Genomic DNA, 13,095 nt, shown 5'->3' with positions numbered 1-13,095 from the left:
ATTGGCTGTATTTGACGCATTCGGCAGGTATACTCTGAAACCTTGACTTATTTTTCCCTTAACTGACGGGAGTTGTTACACCCCATGCTGCAAGAAATTATGCAATTTGTTAGCCGGCACCCCATACTTAGTCTGGCCTGGGTCGGTCTGCTGGCTGCCGTGATCGTCATGACCTTCAAGAGCCGTTTCTCCAAGGTTAAAGAGATCGCCCGCGGTGAAGCTACTCGCTTGATTAATAAAGAAGATGCGGTAGTGGTCGATACCCGTACCCGTGATGATTTCCGCAGAGGCCATATCGCCAACGCGATCAACCTGACGGCGAGCGAGATCAAAACCGGCAGCTTCGGCGAACTGGATAAACACAAGGCCCAGCCGGTCATCGTGGTCTGTGCCAATGGCACCACCTCACGCGAACCCGCAGAAAACCTGAGCAAAGCCGGGTTTGAACAGGTCTATACCCTGAAAGACGGCATTGCCGGCTGGAGTGGGGAAAACCTGCCGTTGGCGCGTGGCAAGTAAATTTTAGTGTGATTGAAGGGGTTTCCATGGCTAACATTGAGATCTACACCAAGGCAACCTGCCCGTTCTGTCATCGCGCCAAGGCGCTGCTGAACAGCAAGGGAGCTGCGTTTAGCGAGATTGCCATCGATGGTGATAACGTCAAGCGCGAAGCAATGATCGCGCGCAGTGGGCGAACCACCGTGCCTCAGATTTTCATCGATGGCCAACATATTGGCGGCTGTGATGATTTACATGCACTTGATGCTCGCGGTGGGCTGGATCCGCTGCTGTAAACCAGCGGCGGTCCCACTGCCAAGATGTGGGTATTGCAACCACTGAGTGTCTCTAAGGATAGTTAACCAAGGGTATTACACACATGTCAGAACAAAACAGCACAGAGATGGCTTTCCAGATCCAACGCATTTACACCAAGGATATCTCATTCGAAGCGCCAAACGCTCCGCAGGTATTCCAGCAAGAATGGCAGCCAGAAGTTAAGCTCGATCTGGATACGGCTTCCAGCCACCTGGCAGACGACGTCTACGAAGTGGTACTGCGCGTTACCGTTACCGCCTCTCTGGGTGAAGAAACTGCATTCCTGTGTGAAGTTCAGCAGGCAGGTATCTTCTCCATCTCCGGTATCGAAGGCACGCAACTGGCACATTGCCTGGGTGCATACTGCCCGAACATCCTGTTCCCGTATGCGCGTGAGTGCATCACCAGCCTGGTTTCTCGTGGTACCTTCCCGCAGTTGAATCTGGCACCGGTAAACTTTGACGCGCTGTTCATGAGCTATTTGCAGCAGCAGGCGGAAGGCGAAAGCGCTGAACCTCATCAGGATGCCTGATGAATACCGTCAATGCTTCAATGACTGTAATCGGTGCCGGCTCGTACGGCACCGCTTTAGCCATTACGCTGGCGCGTAATGGCCACCCGGTAGTGCTGTGGGGGCATAACCCCGAGCAGATCCAGATTCTGCAGCGCGATCGCTGCAATCAGGCGTTCCTTCCCGGCGTTCCTTTCCCCGATGCCCTGTTGCTCGAAACCGACCTTGCTCGTGCATTAGCGGCCAGCCGTGATGTGCTGGTGGTGGTGCCTAGCCACGTGTTTGGTGACGTATTGCGTCAGTTGAAACCTCACCTGCGCCCGGATGCCCGCATCGTATGGGCGACCAAAGGTCTGGAAGCGGAAACGGGGCGGCTGTTGCAAGACGTGGCTCGTGAGGCTCTGGGGGATACCATCCCACTGGCGGTCGTTTCTGGGCCAACGTTTGCCAAAGAGCTGGCGGCCGGATTGCCAACGGCGATCGCCCTCGCCGCCACCGACGAGCAGTTTGCCGAAGATTTACAGCAGCTGTTGCACTGTGGCAAAAGCTTCCGCGTTTACAGCAACCCGGATTTCATCGGGGTACAGCTGGGCGGCGCGGTGAAAAACGTGATTGCCATCGGTGCCGGTATGTCCGACGGTATCGGTTTTGGTGCCAACGCGCGTACCGCATTGATCACCCGTGGTCTGGCAGAAATGAGCCGTCTCGGTTCGGCATTGGGTGCCGATCCTTCCACCTTTATGGGCATGGCTGGGTTGGGCGATCTGGTGTTAACCTGCACGGATAATCAATCGCGCAACCGTCGTTTCGGTATTATGCTGGGGCAAGGCAAGGGCGTGCAGGAAGCGCAGGATAGCATCGGCCAGGTGGTTGAAGGCTATCGCAATACCAAAGAGGTATTGGCACTGGCGCAGCGCTTTGGCGTGGAAATGCCGATCACCGAACAGATCTATCAGGTGCTGTACTGTAATAAAAATGCCCGCGAGGCAGCGTTGACTCTACTTGGGCGCACCAAGAAAGACGAAAAGCACAGTGCCTGACCTTGGCTGCGGTGCAGCAATGTATCGCGTCACGACAATTTGATTAGGTTACCCTGCCGGGATCAGGCGGGGCAGCCTGTTTTGGCAGAGAGGAAGCGATGTCGTCAGAAGAGTTAGAACAGGTCTGGAGCAGCATTAAATCAGAGGCGAGAGCACTGGCAGATTGTGAACCGATGCTGGCTAGCTTTTTCCACGCGACCTTGCTCAAGCATGAAAATCTGGGCAGTGCGCTCAGCTACATTCTGGCGAACAAACTGGCTAATCCGATCATGCCGGCAATCGCCGTGCGTGAGGTGGTGGAAGACGCCTATCGTTCCGACGCTCAAATGATCGTCTCAGCGGCCCGCGATATTCTGGCGGTGCGGCTGCGCGACCCCGCAGTAGATAAATATTCAACGCCGTTGCTATACCTGAAAGGTTTCCATGCCTTGCAGGCATACCGTATCGGCCATTGGTTGTGGATGCAGGGCCGTCAGGCATTGGCGATCTACCTGCAAAATCAAATCTCGGTTGCCTTTGGGGTGGATATTCACCCGGCGGCTACCATCGGCTGCGGCATCATGCTCGACCACGCCACCGGCATTGTGATCGGTGAAACCGCCGTGGTGGAGAATAACGTCTCTATCCTGCAGTCGGTAACCCTGGGCGGGACAGGCAAAACCAGCGGCGATCGCCACCCTAAAATCCGCGAAGGCGTGATGATTGGTGCGGGGGCTAAAATCCTCGGCAATATCGAAGTGGGCAAAGGGGCCAAGATCGGTGCCGGTTCCGTGGTGCTACAGCCCGTGCCACCACATACTACCGCCGCAGGCGTGCCCGCACGTATTGTTGGCCGCCCGGAGAGCGATACGCCATCGATGGATATGGACCAGTACTTCAACGGTGCCAATCACGGGTTTGAGTACGGCGACGGTATCTGAATAGCTTTTCAGTCGTTATTGCTAATTATCTCTAATACCCACTAAACCCCTTGTAAACCGGCATGTGGAAACAAAATCACATACCGGTTTATCCCTGTGTGTCCCCCTGAAGAAAGACATGAAAATTGCACTACAATGCAAGTTGCATTATAGTGCAATAGTGGCAAAGACACAGGGATGGAAAGATGCTTACAGTAATCTATCACTACGAAGCGGAAAAGGAATTGAAGGCGTTGCCCCCGACCGTTGCGGCAAAACTGTCCCGGATTATCAGCAAGCTTGAAAGTGATCCCCGACAACTGAGAGAACCAGATACAAAGCCCCTAGGTAATGGACTCTATGAGATCCGTTCCATGGGCAAAGATATCGCACGTGGCATGTGGGTTTATCAGAAGGGTGAGAGGATCTTTATGCTCAGAATTTTTATTAAAAAGACGCCAAAAACACCAAGAAATGAGATAGATCTGGCCATGCAGCGACTGGAGGAAATGATCAATGACAAAGTATAAAACACATTCGCAAGTTCAGGCCGAGATGATGGAAAACAGCGAGTTTAAGGCTGCGATTGAGGATGAAATGCGCAAAGAGCGTTTGCAGGCAACCTTGGCAGAGTGGCGAAATATCGCAGGACTTACTAGTGCACAAGTCGCAAAGGCAATGGGTGTGAATGCTTCAACAGTCAGCAGAATGGAAAACAACGTAACGAAATCGAGCGTTGAAACCATTGCTCGCTATGCAAAAGCTTGCGGTATTGATCATGTGACGATTTCCTTCTGATTAACGACAGCGTTATTTTCTCTCTCCGTGGAGCTGCGCCTTGAACCGCCTGACCGAAAAGCAGCTCCAGACTCTCTTGCTGCAAAAAAACCTCGCCAAGCAAACAGTCCCCGAAGTTTCATTAACTACGGCGCTGGCTGCTGCTTTCAAGACGATGATCCAGCAGGGTGAGTTCATCACCGGCCAACGTTTACCGGCCAGCCGTGCGTTGGCAGCCTCACTGCAGTTATCTCGAGGGACCATTGAGAACTGTTATACGGCGCTGGAAACCGAGGGATACGTCTGCAGAGAGGTGGGGCGGGGAAGCTTTGTCGCCCAAAGACAGCAACCTTTGCTGGGCCTGACTAGCGAGCACTCAGTTGCATCTTTCGGCGGCCAGGTTACATTGAGCCGGAGATCGTCACAGCATACCAGGCCTGAATCAGGCAACTTGCCCCAGCAGCGGGCATTTAGCCCCGGCATGCCTGAAACCCGCAATTTTCCGATCCATACCTGGCTCAGGCTATATCAGCAAACCGTCAAAGAAGAGGGGCTGTCTATCTCGGCGGGCAGCAACTTGCAGGGCAATATTCACCTGCGGGAGGCGATTTGCGATTTCCTGCTGGCCGAGCGGGGCGTGAAGGCGCAGGCCGATCGAATTCTGATTGTGAGCAGTACGCAGCAATCGCTGTCTTTATGTGCGCAGGTCCTGGCGGATGCTGGCGATAGCGTCTTTATCGAAAATCCGGGGTATACCGGTGCGATTAAGGCCTTGCGGGCGGCCCAGCTAAAGCCTATCCCGATTACCGTGGATGAGCAGGGGATCTGTACCGATGAAATCATTCGCTCTCAGGCTAACGGCAAATTTGTCTATGTCACCCCTTCTAACCAATATCCTACCGGGCGAGCACTTTCGCTGGCCAGGCGGTTGGCATTAATTGAGGCGGCTAAAACACGGGATATGTGGATCATCGAAGATGATTATGACAGCGAGTTTCACTACCAAGGCATTGCGACGGCCTGTTTGCAGGGGTTAGACCCCCATCAGCGCACCATTTATATGGGCACCTTCAGTAAAACCCTGTTCCCGGATCTGCATGTGGCTTATATGGTACTGCCAGAAGCGCTGGTAAAACCCATGACCACCGCGCGGGCGAATACGGACAGCCAGGTTTCGGGGATCGCTCAGCGTACGCTGGCAAAATTCATTATGCAGGGACATTATCGAGAACATGTCCTGACCATGAAGAAAATATATTCATCCCGTGCGGCGCTGTTTATTAATGAGATCAACAAGCACTGCGGCTTAAAGGTGAAGGTTATAGTGCCTAACTGCGGCTTGCAAATACTCTGCCTGGTGGAAAGTAAACAGCTTGAGCAAGCTGTTGCCCATCGCGCTTCTGAGTATAATTTAACGCTTAGAAGCGTTGCCGAGTTTTGTACTGCAGATATTCCCTTATCTGGCTGGCTGCTGGGTTTCGCGGCTCTGGATCCTATTGAGATAGCCTATAACGTCGAGCAGTTTTCCCAGTTGCTAACGCGCTGTTTAAACGAGAGGCTTAATTAGCCACTTGAAATGGTCCGGTGTCTATCACGGATTGGTCCATTAACCCCACCCTATGGCATCGCCTATACTTGCGCCACTTTGAACATGCAGGGGTAGGACTATGTTGATGACTAAAAATAGCGTTACCATCAGGGAAATAATCGCTTCAGATAGAGCGGGTTGGGAACATCTGTGGCAGCAGTATCTGCACTTTTATCGTGCCGATGTCAGCGCCGAAATTACCGAAAAAACCTTTATCCGCCTGTGCCAAAAACAGGATTTGGTCGGCCTGGTCGCCGTTAACGATCAGGGGCAGATCCTAGGCTTTATGCATTTGGTTTATCACGCCTCGACGTGGAGCGATAAAAACTATTGTTATATTGAAGATCTGTTCGTTGATAAAAGCGCGCGGGGACAAAACGTAGCGGAGAGCTTATTTAATGAAGCTTATCAACAGGCGGAAGTGAGAGAGTCAAGCCGTGTTTACTGGATGACCCAGGAGTTCAATTCTTCTGCCCGTTCGCTATACGATAAAATCGGCCAAAGAACCTCGTTTATTATTTATAGTAAAAAATAGTACGGTGTTAAAAATAAGGCGACGGGGTTTAACCGTCGCCTGGCTGGCAGGCGATCGCCCAATAGGGATTACTCTTTAAGCAGTGCGCCCGCATAACCCAGTTGGCGCCAGGCTTCGTAAACCACCACCGAGACGGCATTGGACAGATTCATGCTGCGGCTTTGGGCTTGCATGGGAATACGGATCTTCTGCTGTGCGGGCAAGGCATCCAGAATGCTGGCGGGCAGTCCACGGGTTTCCGGGCCAAACAGCAGATAATCCCCAGCCTGATAGCTGACTGCGCTATGCGCCGGTGTGCCTTTGGTGGTCAGGGCAAACAGCCGCTGTGGATTTTCGCTGGCGAGGAAGGCGGAGTAGTCGGCATGACGCTTGATGCAGGCAAATTCGTGATAATCCAACCCGGCACGGCGCAGGCGTTTGTCGTCCCACGGGAAGCCCATAGGTTCGATCAGATGCAGTTGGAAACCGGTGTTGGCACACAGGCGAATGATGTTGCCGGTGTTCGGCGGAATTTCAGGTTCAAATAAAACGATATTCAGCATGTAAAAAGCCCCTCATGACGAGGGGCGCAGAATAGCAAAATCTTTGGGTGCTGGCGATTAACGCTGATGCAGCGGCAACCATAACACCAGACGCAGGCCACCTAGCGGGCTGTCTTCCGCTTTCACCCAGCCGCGATGCTGATTGACGGCGGATTCGACGATGGCCAAGCCCAACCCGGTACCGCCGGATTGGCGATCGCGTGCTTCATCGGTGCGATAGAACGGCCGGAAAATCTGCTCACGATCTTCCGGGCTGACACCTGGGCCATCATCATCCACCACGATGGTGATCCCCTGATTATCGGCGCTGAATGCCACCGCGATGCGCGTATCGGAATAACGCAGGGCATTACGCACGATATTCTCCAGCGCACTGTCCAGGGCACCTGCGTTGCCGTAAATCGTCCATGGGCCTGGAGGGGAGGTGACCTCCAGCTGTTTGCCCATCTGTTCGGCTTCGAAACTGGCGTTGTCCAGCACGTCGGCCCACAGTTCGTTGGCCTTCAGCAGTTCGCGCACCAGCTCGCTCTTCTGTTGGCCACGGGATAGCAACAGCAGGTCGTTAATCATCGAATCCAGGCGTTGGGCTTCGGTTTCGATACGCGCCAGCTCATGGCCTTCACCGTGGCGGCGGCGCATCAGGGCGGTTGCCAGCTGCAGACGCGTTAACGGGGTGCGCAACTCGTGGGAGATATCGGAGATCAGCCGTTGCTGGGCCGTCATCATCCTTTCGAGCGCGCTGATCATCTGGTTGAAACTGGCCCCGGTGGCAAGGAACTCCTGCGGCCCGGCTTCCAGCTCAGGGTGTTGCTTAAGGTTGCCACGGGCTACATCATCGGCGGCATTTTTCAACTTACGCGCCGGTTTGGCAAGACTCCAGGCCAGCCACAGCAACAGTGGGGCACTGATCAGCATGGTGACGATCAGCAGCAGCAGCGGCCGGTCGAACATCAGGTTGATAAAATCGGACTGCGAGCTGCTGGCCGGGCGGATCAGGTACAACTGGTAGTTGTCTTCACCATCGCGCACCGAGAACGGGCCAACCAGCTCGACGCGGCCATATTTTTTCTTTTGCGGTTGGTCGGAGTTGTCCGACTGGCCGATAAAGTTGCGCACGATCTGCATTTCGTTGCGCTGCGCGCCGATCACTCGCCCTTCGCTGGTCACCAACAACAGGCGCTGGCCCGGCGGTGCCCATTTTTCGATGGCGCGGAACAGGCGGCGCCACCACATCAGATCGTTGGCCGGATCGTTTTGCAGTTCGGCTTCGACATGCTGTTCCAGCATCAACCCCTGCCGCTGTTCACTTTCCAGCAGCGTGGTCATTTGGCGGGAGTCGAGTTTGGGCACCATCAACACCAACATCAGCACCAGGGCCAATGTGAACCAGAAAATGGCGAAGATGCGTGCCGTCAAGCTGTTGATCATGCTGCAGATACCATCAAGTAGCCCCGTCCGCGCAGGGTTTTGAACCAAGGATGCCCATCTTTGCGGTCCGGCAGTTTGCGCCGCAGGTTGGAGATATGCATATCAATGGCGCGATCGAACGGCGTCAGGCGTTTGCCCAGCACTTCCTGGCTGAGGAGTTCACGGGATACTACCTGGCCGAGATGCTGTGCCAGCAGATATAACAGGGTAAATTCGGTGCCCGTCAGATCCAGCACCTGCCCGTCGAAGCTGGCTTCCTGGCGGCCGGGGTTCAGCTGCAGGCCGTCAACATCCAGCGTAGGTGCGCTGGTATCCACATTCTGTTGCTGTTCGCTCCAGTTGGAACGGCGCAGAATGGCCCGGATGCGCGCAACCAGTTCGCGATCGTTAAAGGGTTTTGCCAGATAGTCGTCCGCACCGAGTTCCAGGCCAAGTACCCGGTCCAATTCGCTGCCGCGAGCGGTGAGCATGATCACCGGAGTCTGGTGGTGCTGACGCAATTCTTTCAGCGTATCGATACCGTTTTTCTTCGGCATCATGATATCGAGCAACAGCAGATCGATGGAGCTGTCCAGTAACGACAACGCCTGTTCACCGTCGTGAGCCACGACGATGTTAAAGCCTTCCATTTCAAGCAGTTCTTTCAGTAGCGAGGTGAGCTCGCGGTCGTCGTCAACTAACAGAATTTTGTGCATATGTGATTTACCTCCTGACGCAAAATACGTCATCAACTGTTGCTATTCCATGACTTTACGTAGTTTTACATGCCCTGACGCATGTTTGCAGGTGCAGCGATACACTGCTCCTCGTTGATTCGCAAAGTGAGAAAGCTCGAGGAGTAAAAATGGTTAAGGTGACCGCAGTAGTTATGGCATCAATTTTGGCATTTGGTTCTACCGCTGCCTTTGCTGCTGATACTACACCGGAAACTGTCCAACCTCCTGCTAATGATGCACTGTTGAGAGCGCTTGGCCAGAATCACATGTTCGACGGCGTTCGCTTGACCGAACAGCAACGCCAGCAAATGCGCGATTTGATGCGCCAGGCCCGTTACGATCTGCCTGGTGTTAATGTAGATGAAGTGGAAACCATGCATAAGCTGGTCACCGCAGATAAATTTGATGAAGCCGCCGTGCAGGCCCAGGCGGAAAAGATGGCTCAGGAACAGGTTAAGCGCCAGGTCGAAATGGCCCGGGTACGCAACCAAATGTATAACCTGCTGACGCCAGAGCAAAAAAGTGTTTTAGACCAGAAGCATCAGCAGCGTGTGCAGTTGATGAAGCAACAGATTTCTGGTTTGCAGCAAACTTCTGCCCAGAAGTTGAGTATGACCGAGTAATCCCCTGTTTTTCCTTGCCATAGACACCATCCCTGTCTTCCCCCTCATGATGAGGGGGTTTTTTTTATTCCTATTAAATAAATTCACTTAAAAAAACAATTCGTTAGCTATTTTCTGGAAGGCTGCGGATTTTCAAAAACCGTTGAGTGTGGACAGTATGTGGACGCGCCTTCAAACCTGGATACCTTATGAATACTTATCTAGGGAGAGCGACATTACTGCACGTTTTGCCAGATTTTTTTGCTTAGCTGACACGCATCCCGTCATGATGGCGGGACTTTTTTTACCCGGCATTCCGTTATACTGAAGCCCATAAACGTTAGTTGGGGTTTTTTATGGAACAGCAATATGCGCGGCTGGTACAGTCCGCTGCTTTAGCCGCCACCGGAATGGCTTCCATTCTACTGTTGATCAAGATTGTTGCCTGGTATCTCACCGGGTCGGTCAGCCTGTTGGCGGCTTTAGTGGATTCGTTGATGGATATTGCCGCATCGTTAACCAACCTGCTGGTGGTACGCTACTCGTTGCAGCCGGCTGATGAAGAGCACACCTTTGGCCATGGCAAGGCCGAGTCGCTGGCGGCGCTGGCGCAAAGCATGTTTATCTCCGGTTCTGCCCTGTTCCTGTTCTTGACCGGCTTCCAGCATCTGTATTCCCCGCAGCCCCTGAATTCGCCGGGCATAGGGGTAGCTGTAACTATCATTGCGTTGATTAGCACTTTCATCCTGGTGACCTATCAACGTTGGGTAGTCAGAAAAACGCGCAGCCAGGCGGTACGGGCCGATATGCTGCATTATCAGTCAGATGTGATGATGAATGGTGCTATTTTGATAGCACTTGGGCTAAGCTGGTACGGATTTCATCGTGCGGACGCGCTGTTTGCCCTGGGCATTGGGGTTTATATTCTCTATAGCGCGCTGCGTATGGGGTACGAGGCGGTGCAGTCCCTGCTGGATCGCGCCTTGCCGGATGAAGAGCGTCAGGCAATTATCGATGTGGTATCGTCTTGGCCGGGTATCAAAGGTGCCCACGATCTGCGTACGCGGCAGTCTGGGCCAACGCGGTTTATCCAGTTGCATCTGGAAATGGAAGACACCCTGCCGTTGATGCAGGCGCATATTCTGGCAGAACAGGTGGAGCAGGCATTGTTGCATCGTTTCCCCGGAGCCGACGTGATTATTCACCAAGATCCCTGTTCTGTTGTTCCTCAGGGCCGACAGGGGCATTGGGAACTATAATCAACTGACATAGGTCAATGTTGGGTGGATTGAGAAAACACGGTGTTAGCACGCCGTGCCATGTGAAGTTTTTTCCTTGATGTTGCGTGACCTGAATCAATTCAGCTGGGTGTTTTTGTTATAATATCCAGCAATAAAAGCCGTAAAGCTGGTTTTGCGCCGTTGGAGAGATACCCGGTGAGTCGGCGAATACAGAATTCTTAAGAAATTGCATCTACAGTTCAGAGGTAGTCATGATCAAGAAAATCGGTGTACTGACGAGTGGCGGTGACGCCCCAGGTATGAACGCTGCCATTCGTGGCGTTGTGCGTGCCGCGCTCACAGAAGGTCTGGAAGTATTTGGTATTTACGATGGCTACCTTGGTTTGTACGAAGATCGTATGGAGCAATTAGACCGCTATAGCGTGTCTGATATGATCAACCGCGGCGGCACCTTCCTGGGTTCTGCGCGTTTTCCAGAATTCAGGGATGACAGCGTGCGCGCCAAGGCGATTGAAAACCTGAAAAACCGCGGCATTGATGCGCTGGTGGTCATCGGTGGTGACGGCTCCTACATGGGGGCGAAGCGCCTGACCGAAGAGGGTTTCCCTTGCATCGGTTTGCCTGGCACCATCGATAACGACGTTGCAGGCACCGACTACACCATCGGTTACTTCACCGCGTTGGAAACCGTGGTGGAAGCCATTGACCGCCTGCGCGATACCTCTTCATCACACCAACGTATCTCTATCGTGGAAGTGATGGGGCGTTACTGTGGCGACCTGACCCTGGCGGCGGCCATTGCCGGTGGTTGTGAATTTATCGTTCTGCCGGAAATCGAATTCAGCCGTGACGATCTGGTTGACGAAATCAAAGCCGGTATCGCCAAAGGTAAAAAGCATGCCATCGTGGCGATCACCGAGCATATCTGTGATATCGACGAACTGGCACGCCATATCGAGCAGGAAACCAAGCGTGAAACCCGTGCTACCGTATTGGGCCACATCCAGCGTGGTGGTTCACCGGTTGCTTACGACCGTATTCTGGCTTCCCGCATGGGCGCGTACTCCATCGACCTGCTGCTGCAAGGTTACGGTGGCCGCTGCGTAGGGATCCAGAACGAGAAGATGGTGCACCACGACATCGTTGACGCGATCGAAAACATGAAGCGTCCGTTCAAGGGTGACTGGTTGGAAACGGCGAAAAAGCTGTACTAATCCAGCTTGAACGCCGCGAAATAGCCTCCTTTGTTGGGGGCTTTTTTTTATCGGTAGCCGCTATATTCCAGAATGGTCTAGTACAACATTTTTTATTCTTTAATTGTGAGGGAAGTTTCTGGCAGGCTTTGATGCTAAATCAACCGCTTGAGGTTGCGTCATTTTCTGGGGGAACGGCAATGCAAAAATGGGGTGTGGGTCTGACTTTACTGCTGTTGGCATCGGGTGCTATGGCGAAAGATATTCAACTGCTGAACGTCTCATACGATCCTACGCGTGAGTTCTACCAGGAATATAACACGGCGTTTGGTAAGTATTGGCAGCAGCAGACCGGCGATAAGGTTACCGTGCGTCAGTCACACGGCGGTTCCGGCAAGCAGGCGACCTCGGTGATTAACGGCATCGAAGCGGATGTGGTCACGCTGGCGTTGGCATACGACGTGGACGCGATTGCCGAGCGTGGTCGTATTGATAAAGCGTGGATCAAGCGCCTGCCAGACAACTCGGCACCTTACACCTCGACCATCGTTTTCCTGGTGCGTAAGGATAATCCAAAACAGATCCATGATTGGGCTGACCTGGTGAAGCCTGGCGTGTCGGTTATTACACCGAACCCGAAAACCTCTGGCGGTGCCCGTTGGAACTATCTGGCTGCCTGGGGTTATGCTCTGCACAAGAACGGTGGCGATAAAGCCAAGGCTCAGGAGTTCGTCAAACAGCTGTACCGAAATGTGGAAGTGTTGGATTCCGGTGCACGTGGCGCAACCAATACCTTCGTTGAGCGCGGCATCGGTGATGTGCTGATCGCCTGGGAAAACGAAGCTTTGCTGGCAGAGAAAGAGCTGGGTAAAGACAAGTTTGAAATCATCACCCCGAGCGAATCCATTCTGGCTGAACCGACGGTATCGGTGGTGGATAAGGTCGTTGATAAGCGCGGCACCCGTGATGTGGCTACGGCTTACCTGAAGTATCTGTATTCACCGGAAGGCCAGACCATTGCGGCCAACAACTACTACCGTCCACGTGATGCAGCCGTTGCAGCCAAATTCGCCGAGCAGTTTCCAAAACTGAAACTGTTCACCGTGGATGATACTTTTGGCGGCTGGACTGAAGCGCAGAAGGTGCACTTTGCCACCGGCGGGATTTTTGACGAAATCAGCAAGCGCTGATCGCCAATTTTGAGCCA

At 53.4% G+C, this 13,095-nt stretch carries 16 protein-coding genes; 13 read left to right on the top strand and 3 right to left on the bottom strand.

Annotated features, from left to right (window positions below; translation table 11 throughout):
* Window positions 1–84: 84 nt before the first annotated feature.
* The 9 genes from KGP26_RS27485 (at window position 85) to KGP26_RS27445 (ending at window position 6,166) form a co-directional block, all read left to right on the top strand.
* Window positions 85–519, top strand: a complete 435-nt coding sequence (locus KGP26_RS27485) for a rhodanese-like domain-containing protein (RefSeq protein WP_021807259.1) — start codon at window positions 85–87, stop codon at window positions 517–519.
* 26 nt (window positions 520–545) lie between these two features.
* The gene (gene grxC / locus KGP26_RS27480) at window positions 546–794 is read left to right on the top strand and encodes a glutaredoxin 3 (RefSeq protein WP_024482902.1); all 249 of its coding nucleotides are present in this window, start codon (window positions 546–548) and stop codon (window positions 792–794) included.
* Window positions 795–877: 83 nt separating this feature from the next.
* Window positions 878–1,348 carry a protein-export chaperone SecB gene (gene secB, locus KGP26_RS27475; protein ID WP_021181865.1) on the top strand — a complete coding sequence of 157 codons (471 nt, stop codon included), beginning with the start codon at window positions 878–880 and terminating at the stop codon, window positions 1,346–1,348.
* Window positions 1,348–2,367, top strand: a complete 1,020-nt coding sequence (gpsA, locus tag KGP26_RS27470; RefSeq protein ID WP_223664804.1) for an NAD(P)H-dependent glycerol-3-phosphate dehydrogenase — start codon at window positions 1,348–1,350, stop codon at window positions 2,365–2,367. Before secB ends, gpsA begins: the two co-directional genes overlap by 1 nt.
* 98 nt (window positions 2,368–2,465) lie before the next feature.
* Complete coding sequence (gene cysE / locus KGP26_RS27465; protein WP_021181867.1) at window positions 2,466–3,287, top strand: serine O-acetyltransferase; 822 nt, start codon at window positions 2,466–2,468, stop codon at window positions 3,285–3,287.
* A gap of 185 nt (window positions 3,288–3,472) precedes the next feature.
* A complete protein-coding gene (locus tag KGP26_RS27460) occupies window positions 3,473–3,796 on the top strand; it encodes a type II toxin-antitoxin system RelE/ParE family toxin (protein ID WP_223664803.1) in 324 nt (107 codons plus the stop codon).
* Window positions 3,783–4,064, top strand: a complete 282-nt coding sequence (locus KGP26_RS27455) for a helix-turn-helix transcriptional regulator (RefSeq protein WP_024482898.1) — start codon at window positions 3,783–3,785, stop codon at window positions 4,062–4,064. The genes KGP26_RS27460 and KGP26_RS27455 overlap by 14 nt, the downstream gene beginning before the upstream one ends.
* 40 nt (window positions 4,065–4,104) lie before the next feature.
* A complete protein-coding gene (locus tag KGP26_RS27450) occupies window positions 4,105–5,610 on the top strand; it encodes a PLP-dependent aminotransferase family protein (protein WP_223664802.1) in 1,506 nt (501 codons plus the stop codon).
* A 100-nt stretch (window positions 5,611–5,710) separates the two neighbouring features.
* Entirely contained in the window at window positions 5,711–6,166 is a 456-nt protein-coding gene (locus KGP26_RS27445; protein WP_223664801.1) for a GNAT family N-acetyltransferase, read from the top strand.
* 68 nt (window positions 6,167–6,234) lie between these two features.
* Here the strand turns inward: KGP26_RS27445 and trmL are convergent, their stop codons facing one another.
* From trmL to cpxR, 3 genes are read right to left on the bottom strand one after another with little or no spacing between them, the layout of a single operon-like run.
* Window positions 6,235–6,708, bottom strand: a complete 474-nt coding sequence (trmL, locus tag KGP26_RS27440) for a tRNA (uridine(34)/cytosine(34)/5-carboxymethylaminomethyluridine(34)-2'-O)-methyltransferase TrmL (protein ID WP_179248759.1) — start codon at window positions 6,706–6,708, stop codon at window positions 6,235–6,237.
* A gap of 57 nt (window positions 6,709–6,765) precedes the next feature.
* Complete coding sequence (gene cpxA / locus KGP26_RS27435; protein ID WP_059199350.1) at window positions 6,766–8,136, bottom strand: envelope stress sensor histidine kinase CpxA; 1,371 nt, start codon at window positions 8,134–8,136, stop codon at window positions 6,766–6,768.
* Window positions 8,133–8,831, bottom strand: coding sequence for an envelope stress response regulator transcription factor CpxR (gene cpxR, locus KGP26_RS27430; RefSeq protein ID WP_021181873.1), 699 nt, complete (start codon window positions 8,829–8,831; stop codon window positions 8,133–8,135). The genes cpxA and cpxR overlap by 4 nt, the downstream gene beginning before the upstream one ends.
* A 149-nt stretch (window positions 8,832–8,980) precedes the next feature.
* Between cpxR and cpxP the strand changes: the two genes are divergently transcribed.
* The 4 genes from cpxP (at window position 8,981) to KGP26_RS27410 (ending at window position 13,078) form a co-directional block, all read left to right on the top strand.
* A complete protein-coding gene (cpxP, locus tag KGP26_RS27425; RefSeq protein WP_021181874.1) occupies window positions 8,981–9,475 on the top strand; it encodes a cell-envelope stress modulator CpxP in 495 nt (164 codons plus the stop codon).
* Between the two features lie 335 nt (window positions 9,476–9,810).
* Window positions 9,811–10,713 (top strand): CDF family cation-efflux transporter FieF, encoded by a 903-nt coding sequence (gene fieF / locus KGP26_RS27420; RefSeq protein ID WP_021807232.1) that lies wholly within the window; start codon window positions 9,811–9,813, stop codon window positions 10,711–10,713.
* Window positions 10,714–10,946: 233 nt separating this feature from the next.
* On the top strand, window positions 10,947–11,909 hold the full coding sequence (gene pfkA, locus KGP26_RS27415; protein WP_021181876.1) for a 6-phosphofructokinase: 963 nt from the start codon (window positions 10,947–10,949) through the stop codon (window positions 11,907–11,909).
* Window positions 11,910–12,088: 179 nt separating this feature from the next.
* Window positions 12,089–13,078 (top strand): sulfate ABC transporter substrate-binding protein, encoded by a 990-nt coding sequence (locus KGP26_RS27410; protein ID WP_021807231.1) that lies wholly within the window; start codon window positions 12,089–12,091, stop codon window positions 13,076–13,078.
* Window positions 13,079–13,095 lie beyond the last annotated feature (17 nt).

The organism is Serratia sp. JSRIV002 (assembly GCF_019968725.1).
GTDB classification, from domain to species: domain Bacteria; phylum Pseudomonadota; class Gammaproteobacteria; order Enterobacterales; family Enterobacteriaceae; genus Chania; species Chania fonticola_B.
Note: the sequence above shows the minus strand (reverse complement) of the source record. Positions and strands in the feature narration are given on the sequence as shown.